This window comes from Burkholderia contaminans (genome assembly GCF_029633825.1).
Taxonomy (GTDB): domain Bacteria; phylum Pseudomonadota; class Gammaproteobacteria; order Burkholderiales; family Burkholderiaceae; genus Burkholderia; species Burkholderia contaminans.
On sequence record NZ_CP090642.1, the window covers coordinates 1375700 to 1396605 of the forward strand.

The following is a 20906-nucleotide window of genomic DNA, read 5'->3' on the forward strand; positions in this document are numbered from 1 at the left end:
CCATCCACGCGGCCCCGATACCGGGAGCAACACCATGCAAAGAATCGCGTTGATCAGTGAGCACGCATCGCCGCTGGGGGTGATCGGCGGCGTCGATGCCGGCGGGCAGAACATCTATGTCGCGAACGTCGCGAAGCAACTGGCCGAGCGCGGCCTCGACGTCGACGTCTACACGCGCTGCGACAATCCGCACCTGCCGGAAGTCGTGCCGATCGGCACGCGCATGCGCGTGATCCACGTACCGGCCGGACCACCGACCGACGTGCCCAAGGAGCGGCTGCTGCCGTACATGGTCGCGTTTGCGGACGGCATGGTCGCGCGCATGCGACGCGAACCCGACCCGGTCGACGTGATGCACGCGAATTTCTTCATGTCGGGCGACGCGGCATTGCGCGTGAAGCGGCAGCTCGGCATCCCGCTCGTCACGACCTTTCATGCGCTCGGCCGCGTGCGCCGGCTCCATCAGGGCGACGCCGACGGCTTCCCCGATGCGCGCTTCGCGATCGAGGACACGCTCGCGCGCCGCTCGGACCGCGTGATCGCCGAATGCCCGCAGGATGCGCTCGACCTGACGACGCACTATCGCGCCGACGCCGCGCGCATCGAGATCGTGCCGTGCGGTTTCGACGTGCAGGAACTCAGGCCGACGCCACGCATCGACGCGCGCGCACGGCTCGGCTGGCCGCAGGATGCGTTCGTCGTGCTGCAGCTCGGACGCCTCGTGCCGCGCAAAGGCATCGACACGGTGATCGACGCGCTGGCCCGCATGCCGCGCGACCCGCGACGGCCGACCCACCTTTATATCGTCGGCGGCAGCCAGGCCACGCCCGACCCGGCCCGCGACCCGGAACTCGCCCGCCTCGCCGGGCTGGCGCACGACCTCGGGATCGCCAATCGCGTGACCTTCGTCGGCCGGCGCGACCGCGACACGCTGCACCTGTACTACAGCGCGGCCGACGTGTTCGTCACGACCCCGTGGTACGAGCCGTTCGGCATCACGCCGGTCGAGGCCATGGCCTGTGCGACACCGGTGATCGGCAGCAACGTCGGCGGCATCCGCACGACGGTGGACGACGGCACGACCGGCTATCTCGTGCCCCCGCGCGATCCCGCCGCGCTGGCCGCGCGGCTCGTCCAGCTACGCGCGGAACCCGAGCTCTGCACGGCGCTGGGACGCGCCGGCTACCTGCGCGCGCATCGTTTCTATACATGGAAAGGCGTGGCCGACCGGCTCGTCGACATCTATCGCGACGTCGCCCGCCCACGACGCGCCGGCGCGTCGGCCGGCACCGGCCACCGCACGCCCGTCTCGATCACACAGGGCGCGCTCGCCCATCGCAAGGAGAACGCATGATGAAGGGCCATGATCGCAAACGCGTGCTCGTCGCCGGCGGCGCCGGCTTCCTCGGCTCGCATCTGTGCGAACGCCTCGTGTCGGACGGCCACGACGTGCTGTGCGTCGACAATTTCTACACGGGCGCGAAGGACAACATCGCGCACCTGCTCGACGCGCCGACCTTCGAGCTGATGCGGCACGACGTGACGTTTCCGCTCTACGTCGAAGTCGACGAGATCTACAACCTCGCGTGCCCCGCGTCGCCCGTCCACTACCAGCGCGACCCCGTCCAGACGACCAAGACGAGCGTGCATGGTGCAATCAACCTGCTCGGTCTTGCGAAGCGCGTGAAGGCGCGCATCCTGCAGGCGTCCACGAGCGAGGTGTACGGCGATCCCGACGTCCATCCGCAACACGAGCAATACTGCGGCCGCGTGAACCCGGTCGGCGTGCGCGCCTGTTACGACGAAGGCAAGCGCTGCGCGGAAACGCTGTTCATGGACTATCACCGCCAGTACGGCGTCGACGTGCGGATCGCCCGCATCTTCAACACGTACGGCCCGCGCATGCATCCGGCCGACGGCCGCGTCGTGTCGAACTTCATCACGCAGGCACTTGCCGACGCGCCGTTGACCGTCTACGGCGACGGCAGGCAGACGCGCTCGTTCTGTTACGTGGACGACATGGTCGACGCGCTGATCCGGCTGATGAACGAGCCGGGCGACGCGAGCGAGCCGGTCAATCTCGGCAGCGACGCCGAAATCGCGATGCTCGACATCGCGCGCGAAGTCGTGCGGATCGTCGGCGCGACGGTCGCGATCGAATTTCGGCCGCTGCCGTCCGACGATCCGCGCCAGCGGCGGCCGAACCTCGATGCCGCGCAGCGGCGTCTCGACTGGCGCGCGACCACGCCGCTCGCCACCGGGCTCGCGCGTACCGTGCGGTACTTCATTCATCGGCAGGCCGCGCATCACCCGCCCGGCGATCTCGTGCGCAGCACGCAAATCGCGTCGCACCTGCTCGCGCAGGTCGATATGCCGCGCCGCCCGGCACCGGCGCAGTGACGACGCCGGCGCATTCGGCGCGCGACGTCCGTCAGTCGTCGCGCTTCGTCACGTGCATGATCTTGTGCGCCAGTTCGCGCACGTCGACGGGCTTGCACAGATAGCCGTCGAAGCCGGCCTCGAGTGCACGGCGCTCGTCCGCCAGCCCCGCGTGCGCGGTGACGGCAAGCACGCGCAGGTTCCGCGTGTCGCCGTGGCCGTCGCCGTCGCCGGCGCCGTGCCGGAGCGCATCGAGCAACCAGAAGCCGTCTCCATCCGGCATCGCGAGATCGGACAGCACGACGGTGGGCTGCAGGGCGGCGGCCATCGCGAGCGCTTCGCGGCCCGACGACGCGACCGTGACGGCCGCGCCGAACGTCGTCAGCGCGGCCGTCAGGCTCGCGCGCGTCGTCGCATCGTCGTCGACGATCAGGATCCGCTGCATCGCGAGCCCGAGTGACGCGGGACGATCGCCCGCCTGCGCAAACCCCCACGCCATCGCGCCGGCCGGCTGCCAGTCGGCCGGCAGCCGCACCGTGAACGTCGAGCCGAGATTGCGGCCCGCGCTTTCGGCCGTCACGGTGCCGCCGTGCAGCTCCGCGATATGCCGCACGATCGACAGCCCCAGGCCGAGCCCGCGCTGCGACGACGCGGGCGAATCGTCCGCGCGACGGAACATGTCGAAAACGTACGGCACGAACTCGGGCGCGACCCCCTGCCCCGTATCGGCCACGGTCAACACCGCGTGCGTGTCGCTGCGCGCCAGCCCGACATGCACGCTGCCGCCGCCCGGCGTGAACTTGAGCGCGTTCGACACGAGGTTCGACAGCATCTGCCGCAACCGCTCGGCGTCGCCGGACACGACGAACGTGCTGGGCCCGCAAGCGAATTCGAGCATGACGCCGGCCGACGACGCAGCCGTCTGGAACGTGCCGACCGAGTCGGAGAACAGTCGCGCGATGTCGACCGGCGCCGCGTCGAGCCGCAGCTTGCCGGTCGCGAGCGACGACGCATCGAGAATGTCGCCGACCATCCGCGTGAGCGAGCGCGCGCTGCGGTCGATCGCGTCGATCGCCTGACGCTGCAGCGCGTGGTCGACCGAATTGCGCAGCACCTCGACCCAACCGTAGATCACGTTCAGCGGCGTGCGCAGTTCGTGCGACACCGTCGCCAGCAACTCGTCCTTCAACCGGTTCGACGTATCGGCCTGGTCGCGCGCATCGCACGCCCCCTGCAGCGACCGCTTCGCGCGCAGATCATGCCGGCGCCGCGCACCGGTCTCGTGCAGCGTCAGCGACAGTGCGAGGGTCGCGCGCGCGTCGCCGCGCAACCGGCGCGCCGACACGGTCGCACGAAACCGCCGGCCGTCGCGCCGCACGCACAGCAGTTCGAACGGCCCGACCGCGTCGCTCAGGTTGTCGAGAGATTCGGCGAATGGGCTGCGCCGCAGCCAGCGCATCGCGACCAGTGTTTCGAGCGAACGGCCGTGTGCGTCGTCTTCGTCGTAGCCGAAAATCCGCTGCGCGGCCGGGTTCCAGCTGACGATGCGGCCCTCGCCGTCGACGCCGACGATCGCGTCGGGCGAGGCGTCGACGACCGCTTGCTGAAGACGCGACGCATCGACCCGCGCGCGGTCCGCGCTGGCGTCGCGCACGATCAGCACCGCGCCGTCGATGATGCCGTGCGTATCGCCAAGCGGCGACGCGACCTCGACGACCGGTACCGGATCGCCGCCCTCCACCGTCTGCAGCCAGTGCCGGTCGGACGTCGCATGGGCGCCGCCGAGCGCGCGTTCGAGCGGGGTCGTCGGCACGCGGCGGCCCTCGTGGTCGACGATCCGCAGCACGTCGCGCGCGGGTCGCCCCGCCGCGTCTTCCGGCCGGCAGCCGACGAGCTCGGCCGCGGCCGCGTTGAGGTAGGTGAGCCGGCCGTTCGCGTCGGCCGCGATCACACCGTGCGGCAGTGCGTGCAACACGGCTTCGAGCCGCTGCCGCGCGGCCGCCTCGCGCCGGCGCGCACGATCGTTCGTGATCCGCGTATCGCGCAGCATCGCCGCGAGCGCGCACACCAGCCCGCCGACCAGCATGAACGTGCCGAGCTGGACGAGCCGGCCCGAGAGCGGCGCCGTATAGGCCGCCGGATCGGACAGGAACAACGTCCACACGAGGACGCCGCTGACCACGGTCGACACGATGCCGAACAGGAACGACGTCGCCCAGGCCGCGGCCGCGAGCAACGGGTAGTACAGCACGAACGGCAGGTTCACGCCGCCGAAGCGGATCGCGAGCGCCTGCAGCACGGTCGCGATCGCGACCAGCATCGTGGCCATGACGTAATTGCCGGCGCGCGGTCGGGCCATTTCAATCATCGGGCACGCTCCTGCGTCGAGCGTCCGGGCGCGCTCGGCAAACGCCGGCCGGGCACGATGCCTGCTGGCCCATGACGCCGCCCGGCTGGCCACTCACCCACGGAGATCACCTCATGACGCATGCGCCGACACGCTGGCTCGTCATCTCGCCGCATCTGGACGACGCCGTCTTCAGTTGCGGGCGCCTGCTCGCTGCAGCACCCGGTTCGATCGTCGTCACCGTATTCGCCGGCATTCCGCCGCGCGATACGCCCGCACCGCCGTGGGATCGGCGCGCGGGCTTCGATCGCGCCGACGAAGCCATGCACGCGCGCCGCGACGAGGACCGTCGCGCACTCGCCCGGCTCGACGCGCGGCCGGTCTGGCTCGACTTTCTCGACGATCAATACGGCAGGCCCGCCGCATCGGCCGCGATTGCCGCGCGCGTGGCGACGGAGATCGACGCTCATGCCGGGTTCGGCGTCCTCGCGCCGGCGGGCCTGTTCCACCGCGACCATCTGCAAGTGCAGCAAGCCGCGCTGTCGCTGCTGGATCGCGCACGCGCATCGCACGACGCGGCGCGCCAGTGGCGGTTCTACGAGGACGTCCCGTACCGCCGGATCGCGGGGTTGATGGCCGCTCGCGTGATGGGCTGGCGCGAGCGCGGCTGGATCGCCCATCCGGACGGCGCGCCGGCCTGCGACCACGCGCCAGGCATTGCCGCCAAAAACGCCGCGGTGGACACCTACGCGAGTCAGGTTGCGTTGCTCGAGCCTCATATGCGCGCCGACCTCCGTGAACCCGAAACATACTGGCGGCTCGAATGCGACGTTACGTTCGCGTAACACCCGCGCGCACCGTTCTGCCGCCGGCCGAACCGCGCGTGACCGCCATCGTGCTGACGTACAGACGACCGACCGGTCTCGCGCACACGCTGGCGCGGCTTTCGTCGCTGCCCGACCGGCCCGCCATCGTCGTCGTCGACAATGCGGCGCAAGCCGACACCGCCGCCCTGATCCGCCACCGCTTTCCACACGTCATACTCGTGCATGCGCCCGCCAATCTCGGCGCGGCCGGCCGCAACCTCGGCGTCGCCGTCGCCCGCACGCGCCACGTCGCGTTCTGCGACGACGACACCTGGTGGGCACCCGGTTCCATCGAGCAAGCTGCGAACCTGCTCGACGCGTATCCGCACGTCGCGGCCGTCACCGCACGCGTGCTCGTCGGCGCCGACCAGCGCGAAGACCCGACCTGCCGCCTGATGGCCGACAGCCCGCTCGATGCGCCCGTCACGCTGCCCGGCCGCCCGATCCTCGGCTTGCTGGCCGGCGCGACGGCGTTCCGGCGCGATGCGTTCGTGAACGCAGGCGGCTACCATCCGCGCTACTTTCTCGGTGGCGAGGAAGCGCTGCTCGCGCTCGACCTGTACCGCGCCGGCGAGTGGCTCGTCTATGCGCCGTGCCTGACGGTCCATCATCACCCGTCGACGCAGCGCGACTCGCTCACACGGGGCCGCGTCACCGCCCGCAACGCGGTATGGACGGCCTGGCTCAGGTGGCCGGCCCCGGCCGCGCTGCGGCAGACCGTGCGGCTGCTGCCGCGCCTGTGGCGCGACCGCACGCTGGCGCGCACGTTCGCGGGCCTGGCGTGGATCCTGCGGGAGCGCCGTGCGATCCCGCCGCACGTGGAACGCATGCGCCGCCAGCTCGAGCGCGATGCGCGTCGGGATGCGTGCGACGGAGCATGAGCGCGGCGGCATCATCAGGAATCCGGTTTTCCTGCGTCGTCATCCAGTTGCGCGAGCCGGTTGTAGATCGTTTTCAGGCTGACGTCGAGCACCTCCGCCGCCTGCGACTTCACGCCGCCGCATTGCGCGATCGTGCCGAGGATCAGCTTGCGGTCGACTTCCTCGAGCGGCGTGCCGAACGGCACCGTGACGCGATCATCATGCGAATCGACCATGCTCGACAGTTCGTCCATGATCGGCGGCGGCAGCGTATCGATCACGTCGGTGTCGCTGAAGATGCTCGCGCGCTGCACGAAATTGCGCAGCTCGCGCACGTTGCCGGGCCATGCATAAGTCTTCAGCGCGTCGCGCGCGGCCGCCGAGAAACGCAATGTGCGGCCGCTTTCCTCGTTGTAGCGCTGCAGGAACGCTTCGGCGAGCATCGGGATGTCGTCGCCGCGCTCGCGCAGCGACGGCAGCGGGATCGGGAACACGTTGATCCGGTGGAACAGGTCGGGCCGGAGCTTGCCGTCGGCCATCGCGGCTTCCGGATCGCGGTTCGTTGCCGCGACGATGCGCACGTCGACGTCGATCTCGCGCGTCGAGCCGAGCCGCGTGAGGCGCCCCGTCTCGAGCACGCGCAGCAGCTTGACCTGCGACTCGAGCGGCATCTCGGTGATTTCGTCGAGGAACAGCGTGCCGCCGTCCGCGCGTTCGAAGAAGCCCTTGTGCTGGCGCTCCGCACCCGTGAAGCTGCCGCGGTCGTGGCCGAACATCTCGCTCTCGACGAGGTTCGCGGCGATCGCGCCGCAGTTCACCGCGAGGAACGGGCCGCGCCGGCGCAGGCTCAGGTCGTGCACCGTCTGCGCGGCCAGCTCCTTGCCGGTGCCCGATTCGCCCGTCAGCAATACCGACGCCTCGGTGCGGGCGACCCGGCCGATCGCGTCGTAGACGGTCTGCATCGCAGGCGAGCTGCCGAGCATGCGGCCAAAGCGGCCGAGGCGCTTCAGCTCCGAGCGCAGTTCGGCGATCTCTTCATGCAGCGCGGTGGTGCGCGGCACGCGCGCGAAGATGCTGTTCAACCGCTGCATGTTCAGCGGCTTCACCAGGTAGTCGGTCGCGCCGCGCCGCAACGCGTCGATCGCGGTTTCGAGGCTCGCGTGGCCGGTGGTCAGCACCATTTCGCAGTGCGCGCGCTTCGGCAACGCATCGAAGAGATCCATCCCGTTGCCGTCCGGCAGCACGAGATCGCACAGCACGAGATCGGGGGTATGCGTCGAGACGAGCGTGCGCGCTTCTTCGAGCGTCGCGGCCGTATCGCACGACAGCTGCTGCGTGCGTGCGAGCGTCGCGAGCATGGTGCGTGTATCGGCATCGTCTTCGACGATCAGGACATAGGGCATCGAAGCTCCTCGTGAAGCGGCCCGACACCTGCATGGCCGGAACCGCGACGGACGCGCAGCGCAATGTATTCGCCTGCTTCGAGGCGGCACGCGCTGCGCATGATCGGATGGACAAGCGTTCCTGCCCGGGATGCAACGCTTAGCAGTATAGAAGAAGGGTGTCGCTCATTTTCCGTCGATCGAATAAATCTATCCGGCCGCGCGGCCCGCATTGCCAGATTCAATGTCTCACCGTCGGTATAAAAGGTATGCTCGATACCGAAAAACGTGACGCATGCCACGTCATTTTTTCACCTGGTCTCGACGCATTCGGTCAATCTTCCCGTTCGATCACATACCATGTCGAAATCCGTCGATGACGGCGCGCGGCTCTTCGGCCGCTCGCGTACGATCCAGACCTTGTTGTTGAAGGTGTCGCGCGTGGCCGCGACGCGCGTCGGCGTGCTGATCGTCGGCGAAAGCGGCGCGGGCAAGGACATCGTCGCGCGGCTCCTGCACGACATGAGCCCACGCCGCCGCGGGCCGTTCGTTCCCGTCAATTGCGGCGCGATTCCTCACGACATTGCGGAATCGCATCTGTTCGGCCACGAGAAAGGCAGTTTCACCGGTGCCGTTGCCCAGCATGTCGGCATGTTCGAGGCCGCGCGCGGCGGCACGCTGTTTCTCGACGAGATCGCCGAGATGCCGGCCGAGCTGCAGGTCAAGCTGCTGCGCACGCTCGAATCGAACACGATCGTGCGGGTCGGCGGCCACGAATCGATCCCGCTCGACGTGCGTATCGTCGCCGCCACCCATCACGACCCGGTCGAGGCCGTGCGCAGCGGGAGGCTGCGCGAAGACCTGTTCTACCGGATCGCGACGGTCGCGCTGCACGTGCCCGCGCTCCGGCAGCGCGAGGACGACGTCGACGATATCGCGCTGCAGATCGTCGAACGGCTGAATGCGCGGCACCGCACGAGAAAGCGGCTGTCCACGCAGGCGATGAAGGCGTTGCGCGCCTATACGTGGCCCGGCAACGTGCGTGAGCTGCGCAATACGCTCGAGCGCGCGTTCATCCTTGCCGACGAGCAGATCGAACTGCAGTTGCCGCGCCGTGCGCCACCGCGCGACGAATATCGTCACAACGCGATCACGCTGCATATCGGCACGACGCTCGCGCACACGCAGCAGCGCTTCATCGTCGCATCGCTGCGGCATTTCAACGGCGACAAGCCGCGCACCGCAAAAGCGCTCGGCATCAGCCTGAAGACGCTGTACAACCGGCTCGCGCTCCTGCCCGAGCATGAACGGGATGCGTTTCGCGGAACCGGCACGTCGAACGTGCCGAACGTGCCGAACCCGCCCGACGCTCCGGCTCCCTGAGCCCGCGCGCCACGCGTGCGACTCACGTCGCGACGTCGTGCAACGCGGCGTCCCAGTCGCGCACGAACCGCTCGATGCCGAAGCGCTCGCACGCGTCGCGCCGCGCGGCGGCGCCCCACTCGCGTGCGAGCTCGGGATCGCGGATCAGCATGCGCATTGCATCGACCAGCACGGCCGGCCGCGTATCGGCCATGCCGTTGCGGCCGCTCCTGACGAGCAGCGCCATCTCGGTCGTCGCGAGCGCGACGATCGGCATCCCGATCATCATCGCCTCGATCACCGCGAGCCCGAGGCTCGTATAGCGGATCGGATTGAAGAAGAACCGGTAGTGCGACAGGAAGTGCGGCAATGCCGGGTTCGGCACCTCGCCGATCCCGCCCAGCTCGGTCGAGCCCATCCCGACGAGCTCCAGCGGCACGCTGTGACGCACCGCCTCGAACAGGTCGGCGCCCAGGCGACGGCCCCGGCGCGCCAGGTTGTTCACGACCGTCACGCCTTTCGGCAACGTCCCGCGATATTCGACGTTGTCGGGCATCAGCACGCCATGCTCGATCACACGCGTCGGCGTCACGCCGTTGTCCCACATCAGCGCGTTGAACGGCGTCACGTGCACCAGCAGGACGTTCGGATCCTGCACCGGATGCAGCGTATCGGTCGGATGCCCGCGCGGCGGATCGTGCTCGACGAACAGGGTCGGCAACGCACGCTGGTCATCGCTCAGCAGGAACATGCGGTCGTGCTCGTAATGGCGCTGATGCTGGTACAGCACGCAGTCGAATGCAGTGTCGCGCACGCACTCCGCCGGCACCTCGTGCACGTTGTCGCCCCAAGGCAGGTGCCCGACGCGGCCCGCATAACCGGGCGGATCGTGCGGCTTCGTCACGATGAAAAAATCGTGCGGCGCCTGCGACAGGTAATACAGGTAGTTGCCATGCACGTGCCAGGTCAGCACGCGCAGCCGCTTACGTGACATGACGCCTCTCCTCCGCAAGCAGTTCGCCCGCCCGCTCGATCACGTCGCCGACGCCGATCGCCATCGCGCATTCGTGCCCGTACGGGCACGTGTCGAACATGCACGGCCGGCACGCCGGATAGTTCGCGAGTACACGATGGCGCGCGCCGTCGAGCGGCGCCCAGCGGGCCGTGTCGCTGCCGCACGCGACGACCACGCTCGGCGTGCCGAGCGCCGCCGCGACGTGCGACACGCCCGTGTCGTTGCACAGCAGCAGCCGTGCGCGTCCGATCAGCGCGGCAAGCGCGCCGAGCGGCGTGCGGCCGCACAGGTTCACGCAGGGCCGCGCGAGATGCTCGGCAAACGCATCGGCCAGCGCCAGTTCCGCGCGCGTGCCGGTCAACACGATCTGCCAGCCGTCGTCGGCGAGCTGCCGGGCGGCGAGCGCGAAGCGATCGACCGGCCAGCGACGCGACGCCATCCGCGCACCGGGATGCACGATCACGTAGCGCTCCGGATCGAGCGCATGCTCGTCGCACAGCACGTGCCACAGCGCATAATCCAGGCCGCCAAGCGGAAATTCGAGGTAGTCGCCGCAATCCGCATAGCCGAGCGCGCGCATCAGCGCCAGGTAACGCGTGACTTCCGGCTCGTCGTCCCGCCACACGAGCGTATGGTCGAGCCGGGTCGCGCCACCGTCGACCGGCACGAAACCGGCCGTGCGCGTCGCCCCGAGCGATGCGACGATCGCGTTGGTGCACGTGCCGCTGCCGTGCAGCTGGATTGCAAGATCGAAATCCCGCGCACGGCACTCGGCGACGAACGCTTCACGGGCGGCTGCATCGGGCACCGGTTGTTCGCCGAGCCCCGGCGCACCGGGAAACGCGATGAAACCGTCGATGTAGTCCGAGAAGCGCGAAGCAAACTCACGCGCCCACGGCAGCCCGATCAGCGTGATCCGCGCGTCGGGTTCGCCGCGCCGCAGCGCACGCAACGCAGGCACCGCGCACAGCATGTCGCCGAGCTGCAGTGCACGGAACACCGCGATGCGCGCCGGGCGCGGCACGCGCTCGAAATCGGCAGGTTCGGTCGTCATAGGAACAGGACCCTGAAATGAAGCGCGCCGCGCATGCGCCAGTACAGCGACACGGGCGGAATCGCGATGGACGTGACGATCATCTCGGCAACGTGCGACGGCGTGAGCTGCGTGCCGCGCAAGCGCTTCACGCAGAACGCCGCGGTAATCACGCCCCAGACCGCCACGCATGCCGCGCCCGGCGCCGGCCACCCGGCCGCGAAGCACACGATCGCGCCGACCGCGGCGAGCACCGCCGCGTAGTAGTGCCACGGCGGCGCCGGCCGGATATGGCGGCGGTAGGTCGCGCGGTGCTTCTTGTACAGCAGCGCGTCGAAATAGACCTTCGACTGCTGGCCGATGCTCGCGCCCCAACGTGCGGGGCGTACCGGATGCACGATGCGCGCCGCGTCGGCGTCGACGATCGGCCCGAAGTGTTCGCGCAACGCGAACATCAGGTCCGCGTCCTCGCGCCATGCGCGCGTGAAGCGTTCGTCGAAGCCGCCGACACGTTCGAGCGCCGCGCGCCGCACGAAGCAGTTCGCGGTCGCGAATTCCGCATGCGCGAGGCCGGCCGCGTCGCGTTCGTAGTCGGTCGGCAGCGGCCGCAACGGCACGTCGATGCGGCCCGCGGCAGCGGACGCGGCCGGTTCGGCCAGCAACGCGGCCGTACCGTGGCGCAGCCACGCCGGATCGGGAATCGTGTCGTCGTCGGTGAACGCGATCAACGCGCCGCACGCGCTGCGCCAGCCGACGTTGCGCGCACCGGCCGGCCCCTGCGTGGCGGGCGCGGTCATGTAGCGGATCGCCGGCACGTCGGTCACGCGCGCACGGCACCGCTCGACGACGGGCCGCGCGCTGCCGGCGGCGTCGTCGTCGACCACGACGATCTCGTAGGCGGTGGGGTCGAACACCTGCGCGCACAGCGCGTCGAGGCAGCGCTCGAGCAGGTCGGGCCGCCGGTAGGTCGGCACGACGACCGACACGACCGGCGGCCGTTGCGTGTCGCGCGCGTTCATCTCGGTTTCTCCAGCAGGAACGAACCGATCACGAGCGCGTCGAGCGGCGAGGTCCAGAAGCATTCGAGCGCGTCGCGCGGCGTGCAGACGATCGGTTCGCCGCGGGTATTGAACGACGTGTTGACGAGCACCGGTACGCCGGTGAGCGCGTCGAACTCCGTCAGCAACGCGTGCAGCAGCGGATGCTGCGCTTCGTCGACGGTCTGCACGCGCGCGGTGCCGTCGATATGGCGCACGGCCGGAATCGTCGCTTCGGCGCCGGGCGCGACGTCGTACACGAACAGCATGAACGGCGCGCGCAGCGGCGTGCGCCGTCCGCCGCGGAACCAGTGATGCGCCTTGCTTTCGAGCACGACCGGCGCGACCGGGCGAAAGTCTTCCCGATCCTTGATCTTGTTGAGCTTGTGCTGCATGTCCGGGTCGGTGGGCGACGCAAGGATCGAGCGTGCGCCGAGCGCGCGCGGGCCGAACTCCATGCGCCCCTGGAACCAGCCGATCACGCGGTTCGCCGCGAGCAGCGCGGCCGTTTGCGCGGCGACGTCGGCCAGCCGCCGGTACGGCAGCTGGGCGTCCTTCAGGAACGCCTCGATCGCGTCGTCGCCGTAGGACGGCCCGAGATACGCATGGTCCATCCGCCATGCGCCGCGCTCGCCGCGCATCCGGAAGTCGGTCCACAGCGCCGCGCCGAGCGCGGTGCCGGCGTCGCCGGCGGCGGGCTGCACCCACACGTCGTCGAACGGGCCGCGATCGCGGATCTTCGCGTTCATCACGCAATTCAGCGCGACGCCGCCCGCCATGGCGAGCTGCCGCTCGCCGGTGGCGGCGGCCAGCCAGTCGACGGCCTGCAACGTCGTTTCCTCCAGCACGAGCTGCAACGCATGCGCGATATCGCAGTGATGCGGCTCGATCGGGCCGCCGCGTTCGCGCGGCGGGCCGAACAGCGCGACGAGGTCGCCGTCGAGGATCGCGTAGCGCCCGGCGCCGTCGTAGCGCACCAGCTCGCGCATCGCGTCGGCGAACACCGGCTTGCCGTACGACGCGAGCGCCATCACCTTGTATTCGTCGGACGAGTGCAGGAAGCCGAGGTAGCGCGTCACGCGTTCGTACAGCAACCCGAGCGAATGCGGCAGGTTCACCTGGCCGAGCCGCCGGTACGAGCGGCCGTCGAACGCGCCGTAGCTGGTCGTCGCACGCTCGCCGCGCCCGTCCATCGTCATCACCGCGCACCGCTCGAAAGGCGCCGCCAGAAATGCGCTCGCCTCGTGCGCGAGATGGTGCTCGACGAAATGCCAGCGGAACGGGCCGTCGTGCGTGACGCCGCGAAAACGCCGCTGCAGGTGGTGCGGCGCACCGCCCGCGAGCTGGCGCGGCGCATTCACGATCGACGACAGGAACAGCGGATGCCATGGCGACGCGCCGCCGTTGCGCGGCGCGTGGGCCGACGGCGCAAGCGGCAAGGTCAGCGACGGCTCGGCCGCTTCGCGATCGAGCTCGAACCATGGATCGTATGAATACGCGACGTGGTCGACGTCCGCGAGCACGATGCCGGCTTCCGCGAGACAGTAGTCGATCGCATGGTAGGGCAGCTCCCACGTCGAGAACGGTACCGGGCGCTTCGCGTGCTTCACGTGCGTGAAGCGCTCGTCCTCGGCGGCCGCGATCACGACGCCGTCGCGCACGAGGCACGCGGCGCTGTCGTGAAAGGCGGCGTTGATGCCGAGCGTATGGATCGGTTCGGTCATGCGTCAGCTCCTCGTGATGGCGGGTGCGAACGGAATCACGTTCGAGGTGCTTGCCTCGACCGGTCCGTCGCACTGCATGGCGGCCCGCACGGCCGCCCGCCGCGCATGGCGCATGCGGCCGCGCAGCAGCGCGTGCACGGCTGCGACGGCATCGTCGACGCTCACCTCGCGCAGGCACGGATGGCCGGGTTGATCGCACACGCTGCGATAGCAGTTGCGGCATGGCACGTCGACGTTCAGCACCCGGTGCGGCACCCGCCAGGGCGTGTGCTGCGGATTGGTCAGCGCATAGAGATCGACCACCGGCGTGCCGAGCGCGGCCGCGAGATGCACCGGGCCGGAATTGTTCGACAGCAGCAGGTCGGCCGTCTCGATCAGCGCGCCGAGTTCGCCGAGCGACAGCGCGCCCGCCAACGGCACCGCGCGCGGGCCCGCGCGGGCGCACACCGCGTCGACCAGCCCGCGCTCGCTGTCGCTACCCGTCACCGCGATGCCGTCGAACAGCGGCGCGACGCTCGCGGCCACCTCGCCGAAGCGCTCGGCCGGCCAGCGGCGCGACGCCGCGCTCGCCCCGGATGAACGACGAGCCAGCGCGCCGATGGCGCGCCCGGCCGGCGCAGGCCGCCGATGCGCTGCAACGTGGCCCCCAACCGCGCAGTGACCGCATGCCGCGCCGCATCGCCCGGCTCGAACGCCATCCGCCAGTTCGACGTCGTGGCGCCGACCGCGCGCACGAGCGCAAGCTGGCGCGCCACCTCGTGCCGCACGTGCGACTCCGGTTCGCTTTCCGGCACGCGGTCGGTGAGGAGTTCATACGGCTTCTCGCGGCAATGCGCGAGCCGCAAAGGAATGCCCGCGAGCCAGCACATCATGGCGGCGGGCAGCGGGTTCTGGCTATAGACGGTGAAGATCACGGCCGCGTCGAAACGGCCGGCCAGCAGCCGGTCGATCATGTCGAGATCGGCGACCGGGTCGCCGCGCGCGTCGGGGTGCTTGACCCATGGCGCATCGTAGGTCCACACGTCGTCGACCATCGGCAGGTGCGCCGCCAGCGCGGCGCCCGTGCGCGACGTCAGCAGCGTGAGCCGGCGACCCTCGCCGCTTTCCTTCAGCGCGCGCAACGCGGGCGTCGTCATCAGCACGTCGCCCACACTGTCGAGCCGCACGCAGAGGATGCGCCGCGCACGGCGCCACGCGGCGTTCATCGCCTCACCCACGTGCCGTGCCGCCGCACGGCTTCGCGCACGACGATGTCGGCTGCGAGGTCGACGCGATCGACGACATGGTGCGGCGTGCGCGCGGCGTCGGTGCGCCATTCGGTCTCGTGCCCACAGTCGACGAGGATCGTGCGGCAATGCGCGGCGCGCCCGGCCGCGACGTCGTCGAGGATGTCGCCGATCATCCAGCTCCATTCGGGCACGGCGCCCAGCATGGCCAGCGCACGATGCAACATGCCGGGGCGCGGCTTGCGGCAGACGCAGTCGACCGTATAAGCCGGCACGCTGCCGCGCGGATGATGCGGGCAGTAAAAAAAATCCGCCAGCGTCGCGCCGTTCGCTTCGAACAGTTCGGCGAGACGCCGGCGGACCGCGCCAAGCTCGTTTTCGGTAAAGCGGCCGAGCGCGACGCCAGGCTGGTTCGAAACGACCACGATCGGCATGCCGGTCGCACCGAGCGTGCGCAGTGCGCGCGCCGCGCCCGGCGCGAGCCGCATCCGCGCCGGATCGACGTTGTAGGGCACGTCGTCGAGCAACGTGCCGTCCTTGTCGATCAGCACGGCGCCCGGCAGCCGCCGTTCGCGCTTCACGGCCATGACGTCTCCTTCATCGGCAGCACCATCACTTCCGGCACCACGGTGCCGGGGGGCTGCGTCAGCACGAAGCGCACGGCGGCCGCGACGTTCTCGGCCGGCTGCAGCGTGTCCGCGTCGATGTCCGGGAAGCGGTCGAGCAGGAACGGCGTGCGCATCCCGCCCGCGACGATCGCCGACACGCTCACGCCGGCCGGCCGCAGTTCGGCATGCAGCGCATGCGACAGGCCGAGCAGCCCCCACTTCGTCGCGTGATAGGCGGACGCATTCGGCCAGGCGCGCTTCGACGCGGTCGACGCGATGTTGACGATATGCCCGGTGCCGCGCGCCTTCATCATCGGCACGGCGGCGTGGCACATCAGGTAGGGGCCGAGCAGGTTCGTCATCAGCACCTGCCGCCACGCGTCGACGCTCACGTCGTCGATCGGCGCGGTCACGTCGATCGCCGCGTTGTTGACGATCACGTCGAGATCGCCGAGCGCTTCCCGCGCGTCGTGCACGACCTGCAGCACGGACGCCTCGTCGCGCACGTCGAGCGGCCGGCCGACCGCCTGCCCGCCGTGCCGTTCGAGCCGCTGCGCGACGGCGGCCGCGCGGTCGCCGTCGAGATCGGCGACGATCACGTGCGCACCGTGCCGCGCCAGGTCTTCGCAAATGGCCTCGCCGAGCCCACGGCCGCCGCCGGTCACCAGCGCGACGCGGCCGGCGAGCGGCGCTCCGGCGGATTCGTGTTTGACGTCGTTCACCTGCACCTCCTTGCGATCGTCCGGACGCATCCGGACTGGCTGTGACGCTTGTCGCGACAAGCGTCGATGCAGGAGATACAGCGAGAACCGTGCCGGCATGCCTGTGCCCGTGCCGCCTCGCGCGCCGGCACGCGCGCGCCGGCTTTTTTATAAGCTGCTGTAAAAACCGCCCAGGCCGGCCGCGCTCAGATCGCCAGCGCGTCCGGCGTCGCCTGCGCGCGGCGCTTCGCGAGCGCACGCAGGCAATGCGCGATGCAGCCCGCGAATGCCTCGTCGAACCACGGTTGCGCGCCCGACACGCCGACCACGATCCCGCCGAGCGCGACGCCGCCCCACAGGTTCGTATCGCCCGCGCGCAGCCGGTACGGCTCCAGCGCCTGCACGACGTGGCCGTCGCGGCCCGTTTCCCACGACAGCCGCGCCTTCGCGCGCGCATACGCCCGGTAGTCGGCATCCCAGTCCTTCGGGTCGGGCAACGAGAACTCGTACAGAATCGCGTCCTCGAACGGCGCGTCGTGCGGCCCGAGCGCGGGATCCATGATCACGATGTGCAGGCAGCCGCTGTCGCCGACGAAGTCGCTCTGCAGCGCGGCCGACAGGCTCGGCAGGAGCAGTTCGACCGCGGCGACGGCGACGGCGCGGTCCACAAACGCGCTACCGCCGCGGCGGCCGGTCAGCGCTTCGGGTGTCGGGTTCGGCATGGGATTCTCCAGAGGAAAGCGCGCGTGCGCGCAACGCCGCGATCAGGTCGGCCGTTGCGGCGGGCTGGGTCGGGTCGGCAGGGAAACCGGCCGCGACGGCGCGCGCGGTCGACTCGGCCTCCCGTGTAGTGCCCGTGTAGTGCCCGTGTCGTCACGCGCCGCCGGCCGCGCATCCGCCGGCGCGTGAACACGGGGCCGTGCATCCCGCGTCGATAGCGAACGTGACGAAGCCGCCGCCGCACTGGCCGACGACGATGACGAGCACCGCCCGGGCGGCGTCTCGTCGATCCCCGTCGTCATGCGCGCGGGAGGCGATTCAGCGCGCACCGTTTCGTGCACGAGCGCTCAGTGGTGCGGCTTGCGCTCGCGGTCTTGGCCGACGGTGCCCGGCTCGGGATCGAGCACGGCCGGCTGCGTCGGCGTCACGGTCCGCTGGTTGGGATGCAGCACCATGCCCGAATCGTGCTCGCCCTCACGACGAACCCGCACGCGGTTCTCGACGTCGCGCACGCACATGCAGCCGTCGGCCAGATCCTCGATGCCGTGCTTCATCCATCGCGCCGGCACCGTGCCGTCCAGTTCGACGCGGCCGTCCTGCACCTGCACCGTGACGTCGCTCACGTCGATGTCGAGTGCATGCGCGAGCCGCTCGCAAACATCTTCGCGGATCCGCTCGTCCGACCGCGTATAGCCTTTCGGCCCGCGACGATTGCGCAGCGCGTCGCGTTCGGCTTCGCTGCCGAACCGCGACCGGTCACGGGCTTCGCCGCCGTAGCGCGGATAGTCGCGCGGATCACCCTGGGCGCGTTCGCTGTCGTACCCGCCCATCCGGTGCTGCCCGCGAAATTCCGGCGGAACGCCGCGGTACTGGCTTTCCCTGTACGGGCTCTCCCGCCAGTCGCGGCCCTGCGCGCGACGGTCGCGCTCGCCGTAGCCGGGTTCGGGCTCGCGCGCCGGTTCGCGCTGGAAGTCGCCCTGCCAGCCCGCATCGGCCCCGCCGCGCCGCTGACCGACCGGCCGCGCCGAGCGTTCGGTCCATTCGCTGCCCCAGTCTTCCGGACCGACGTCCTCGCTGGCGAAGCGGCCGTACGCCGACTCGTCGCCCGCTTCGGGCCATCGCGCGGGATCGCCCGGGATTCCGCGCTCGCCGGCGCCTCGGTATGCGCGTTCGTCGCGCTCCTGCCAGTCGGGCGGGCCACCGCGTTCGCCGTGCCGTCCGGGATATCGTCGTTGCATCGTGTCCCTCCTTGATCGCGCCTGCGCCGCGCCCGGCCCCATGCCGCGTCACGGCGCACGTCGGTCAGGTCGAACGCAAGTCGCGTGCCGATGTCGTGGCCGACGGAAGACGGACGCGCATCGCGACGTCGATCCGCTGCCGGACGCGAGATTCTGCAATGCGATTGCAGTTTTTGCGTGCCGGGCGTCACGGCGTGCCGTCATCGCCCGCTTCGTCCCCGTCATCCGGTTCCGTCGTGCGACCGGGCTCGCTCAGCCGCTCGGTGCGGTCCGGCTTGATGTCCATCCCTTCGTCGAGCGTCGAATCGCCGTCCGCCGACGCGCGCTCGCCAGTGCCCGCACGGTCCGTATCGCTGTCGAGCGATGCATCGCCGCGTTCGAGCGCGTGATCGTCGAGCGGCGAATCGACGTCGAACGGATGACGCCGCGCGCCGGCCGTGTCGCTGCCGCTGTCGGACGAATCGCTCGGCCCCAGTGCGCGGCCGTCGCGGCCGCGGCCGGCATTGTCGTCGTCCGGGGCGGACGGTTCGTTGTCGGGGTTCAGCGTGCTGTTCATGTCGTTCTCCTTGCGAGGCTCGCGGCCGCGGCGCGGCTTGCGGAACGGATGCGCGTGCAATCGGCATGCCGCACCGCAACCCGGAACCGATTGCGCGCGGCGCGCACGACGATCGGCACGACCGATGCGCACCCATTGATCAGCCGAATTGAGTTCCCTTATGCTTTCGGGGTGCCAATCCGATTCGTACTGCCGCCGCCGGCCCGCCCGACGGCGGCCGGTCGGCGCTTGCCCACCCATCTTCGCCAAGCTGCTCCGATGATGAAAGACGACATCGATCCTCTCTCGCCTCCCCCGCCGCTCGGGCAATCCGACGCGCGCGACCTGTTGCACCGCTTCGCCGAGTTCCGGTTCCAGACGGTGGTCGAGTCGATCACCGACTACGCGGTGTTCATGCTCGATCCGCACGGCAACGTCGCGACCTGGAACGCGGGGGCCGCGCGCATCAAGGGCTATCGCGCCGCCGAGATCGTCGGCCACCACTTCTCGCGCTTCTATCCACCCGACGCGATCGCGGCCGGCCGGCCGTCGCTCGGGCTCGCCGAAGCGGCCGCCAACGGCCACTTCGCGGATGAAGGGTGGCGCGTGCGCAAGGACGGCTCGCAATTCTGGGCGAGCGTGACGATCACGCCGGTGCACGATCACTCGAGCCAGCTTTGCGGCTTCATCAAGATCACGCGCGACATGACCGAGCGCAAGCGGCTCGAGGAGCTCGAAGCGTCGACGCACCGGCTCAGCGTGTTCATCGCGATGCTCGCGCACGAGCTGCGCAACCATCTCTCGCCCTTGCGCCATTCGGTCGGCGTACTGCAGAGCCTGGCCAACCCGGCACCCGCGCTCGCGCAGTGCCGCGATGCCGTGCATCGTCAGGTCACGCAACTGACGCGGCTCGTCGACGATCTGCTTGACGTCGGGCGCATCACCGCCGGCAAGCTCGAGCTGGACGACCGCCCCATTAACGTGCGCGACATCGTGTGCCGCGGCGTCGAAAGCATCCAGCCGAAGCTGGCCGCGCGCGGGCAGCAGATCCACGTCGATCTGCCGTCCGATGCCGTGCCGCTGCACGGCGACGATGCGCGGCTCGTCCAGGTGCTGCACAACCTGCTCGACAATGCGTCGAAGTTCTCGCCGTTCGGCGGACGCATCGACGTCGGCGCCCGGATCGAGGGGCCGGTCGTCGCGATCCGCGTGACCGATCGGGGCGTCGGCATCGCGCGCGACGCGCTCGAAACCATCTTCGACCTGTTCGAGCAGGAAAGCGGAGCGGGCCGGCGGCCGACCGACGGCTTCGGGCTGGGTCTCGCGATCTGCCGGACGTTCGTCGAACTGCACGGCGGGCGCATCTCGGCCGAAAGCGACGGCCCCGGCCACGGTGCGACGTTTACGGTGCGGTTGCCAGTCGACCGCGTGGCCCGCGCGACACACGGTGACGTGCGCGAGCCGGTCAAGCCCGCGCGGACGGGCACGACGCCGCTCCGTATCCTCATCGTCGACGACAATCGCGATTCGGCCGACACGCTCGCCGTGCTGCTGCAGGTGAAAGGACACGCGCCGCGCGTCGCCTACAACGCACACGACGCTCTGGCGCTCGCCCGCGACTACGCGCCGCAGCTGATGATCCTCGACCTCACGATGCCCGACGTCGACGGCTTCACGCTGCTGCACGAACTGCGCGCGATCGACGCGCTGCGCGACGCGACCTGCGTTGCGCTGTCGGGACACGCCAGCGCGGCGGACCTCGAGCGCACCGAACGCGCCGGCTTCGACGAGCACCTCGTGAAGCCCGTCGAAATAACCGTGCTCGACGCGCTGCTGCAGCGCGTCGCGCGCGGCGTTCGCGACACCCCGTGAC

Annotated in this window: 17 protein-coding genes and 1 pseudogene; 6 read left to right on the forward strand and 12 right to left on the reverse strand. The window is 70.0% G+C overall.

The features are described 5' to 3' along the window. The first annotated feature begins 34 nt into the window (after nt 1-34). Nucleotides 35-1354, forward strand: coding sequence for a glycosyltransferase family 4 protein (locus tag LXE91_RS38300; RefSeq protein WP_039371352.1), 1320 nt, complete (start codon nt 35-37; stop codon nt 1352-1354). Continuing rightward, entirely contained in the window at nt 1354-2400 is a 1047-nt protein-coding gene (locus LXE91_RS38305; protein WP_039371388.1) for a UDP-glucuronic acid decarboxylase family protein, read from the forward strand. Before LXE91_RS38300 ends, LXE91_RS38305 begins: the two co-directional genes overlap by 1 nt. Nucleotides 2401-2431: 31 nt before the next feature. Here LXE91_RS38305 and LXE91_RS38310 read toward each other — a convergent pair whose 3' ends face one another. Beyond that, nucleotides 2432-4747 (reverse strand): hybrid sensor histidine kinase/response regulator, encoded by a 2316-nt coding sequence (locus LXE91_RS38310; RefSeq protein WP_039371355.1) that lies wholly within the window; start codon nt 4745-4747, stop codon nt 2432-2434. A 113-nt stretch (nt 4748-4860) separates the two neighbouring features. On the opposite strand from LXE91_RS38310, the gene LXE91_RS38315 reads away from it, so the two are divergent. Further along, nucleotides 4861-5571 (forward strand): PIG-L deacetylase family protein, encoded by a 711-nt coding sequence (locus LXE91_RS38315; RefSeq protein ID WP_039371358.1) that lies wholly within the window; start codon nt 4861-4863, stop codon nt 5569-5571. Then, complete coding sequence (locus LXE91_RS38320) at nt 5550-6473, forward strand: glycosyltransferase family 2 protein (RefSeq protein ID WP_039371360.1); 924 nt, start codon at nt 5550-5552, stop codon at nt 6471-6473. Before LXE91_RS38315 ends, LXE91_RS38320 begins: the two co-directional genes overlap by 22 nt. A gap of 14 nt (nt 6474-6487) precedes the next feature. Here the strand turns inward: LXE91_RS38320 and LXE91_RS38325 are convergent, their stop codons facing one another. Further along, on the reverse strand, nt 6488-7855 hold the full coding sequence (locus tag LXE91_RS38325) for a sigma-54-dependent transcriptional regulator (protein WP_046196859.1): 1368 nt from the start codon (nt 7853-7855) through the stop codon (nt 6488-6490). Nucleotides 7856-8194: 339 nt separating this feature from the next. On the opposite strand from LXE91_RS38325, the gene LXE91_RS38330 reads away from it, so the two are divergent. Further along, nucleotides 8195-9217, forward strand: a complete 1023-nt coding sequence (locus tag LXE91_RS38330; protein WP_039341260.1) for a sigma-54 interaction domain-containing protein — start codon at nt 8195-8197, stop codon at nt 9215-9217. A 22-nt stretch (nt 9218-9239) separates the two neighbouring features. Here LXE91_RS38330 and LXE91_RS38335 read toward each other — a convergent pair whose 3' ends face one another. From LXE91_RS38335 to LXE91_RS38380, 10 genes and pseudogenes are all read right to left on the reverse strand, one after another. Next, nucleotides 9240-10190 (reverse strand): glycosyltransferase, encoded by a 951-nt coding sequence (locus LXE91_RS38335; protein ID WP_039341266.1) that lies wholly within the window; start codon nt 10188-10190, stop codon nt 9240-9242. Then, nucleotides 10180-11265: a glycosyltransferase family 9 protein gene (locus LXE91_RS38340; protein ID WP_039341269.1), complete on the reverse strand. Its 1086-nt coding sequence runs from the start codon at nt 11263-11265 to the stop codon at nt 10180-10182. The genes LXE91_RS38335 and LXE91_RS38340 overlap by 11 nt, the downstream gene beginning before the upstream one ends. Beyond that, complete coding sequence (locus LXE91_RS38345) at nt 11262-12263, reverse strand: glycosyltransferase family 2 protein (protein WP_039341272.1); 1002 nt, start codon at nt 12261-12263, stop codon at nt 11262-11264. The genes LXE91_RS38340 and LXE91_RS38345 overlap by 4 nt, the downstream gene beginning before the upstream one ends. Continuing rightward, nucleotides 12260-14005, reverse strand: coding sequence for a carbamoyltransferase family protein (locus tag LXE91_RS38350; RefSeq protein ID WP_039341278.1), 1746 nt, complete (start codon nt 14003-14005; stop codon nt 12260-12262). The genes LXE91_RS38345 and LXE91_RS38350 overlap by 4 nt, the downstream gene beginning before the upstream one ends. Nucleotides 14006-14008: 3 nt before the next feature. Continuing rightward, nucleotides 14009-15210 (reverse strand): annotated as a pseudogene (locus LXE91_RS38355) (glycosyltransferase family 9 protein). Next, on the reverse strand, nt 15207-15818 hold the full coding sequence (locus tag LXE91_RS38360) for a D-glycero-alpha-D-manno-heptose-1,7-bisphosphate 7-phosphatase (protein ID WP_039341284.1): 612 nt from the start codon (nt 15816-15818) through the stop codon (nt 15207-15209). Before LXE91_RS38360 ends, LXE91_RS38355 begins: the two are co-directional and overlap by 4 nt. Next, nucleotides 15809-16591, reverse strand: coding sequence for an SDR family oxidoreductase (locus LXE91_RS38365; RefSeq protein WP_046196858.1), 783 nt, complete (start codon nt 16589-16591; stop codon nt 15809-15811). Before LXE91_RS38365 ends, LXE91_RS38360 begins: the two co-directional genes overlap by 10 nt. A gap of 155 nt (nt 16592-16746) precedes the next feature. After that, nucleotides 16747-17262, reverse strand: a complete 516-nt coding sequence (locus tag LXE91_RS38370) for a hypothetical protein (RefSeq protein ID WP_039341287.1) — start codon at nt 17260-17262, stop codon at nt 16747-16749. Nucleotides 17263-17607: 345 nt separating this feature from the next. After that, nucleotides 17608-18498 carry a BON domain-containing protein gene (locus tag LXE91_RS38375; protein ID WP_039341290.1) on the reverse strand — a complete coding sequence of 297 codons (891 nt, stop codon included), beginning with the start codon at nt 18496-18498 and terminating at the stop codon, nt 17608-17610. Nucleotides 18499-18685: 187 nt separating this feature from the next. Then, complete coding sequence (locus LXE91_RS38380; protein WP_039341376.1) at nt 18686-19054, reverse strand: hypothetical protein; 369 nt, start codon at nt 19052-19054, stop codon at nt 18686-18688. 258 nt (nt 19055-19312) lie between these two features. Between LXE91_RS38380 and LXE91_RS38385 the strand changes: the two genes are divergently transcribed. Then, complete coding sequence (locus tag LXE91_RS38385; RefSeq protein ID WP_039341293.1) at nt 19313-20905, forward strand: PAS domain-containing hybrid sensor histidine kinase/response regulator; 1593 nt, start codon at nt 19313-19315, stop codon at nt 20903-20905. Nucleotide 20906: the final 1 nt, after the last annotated feature.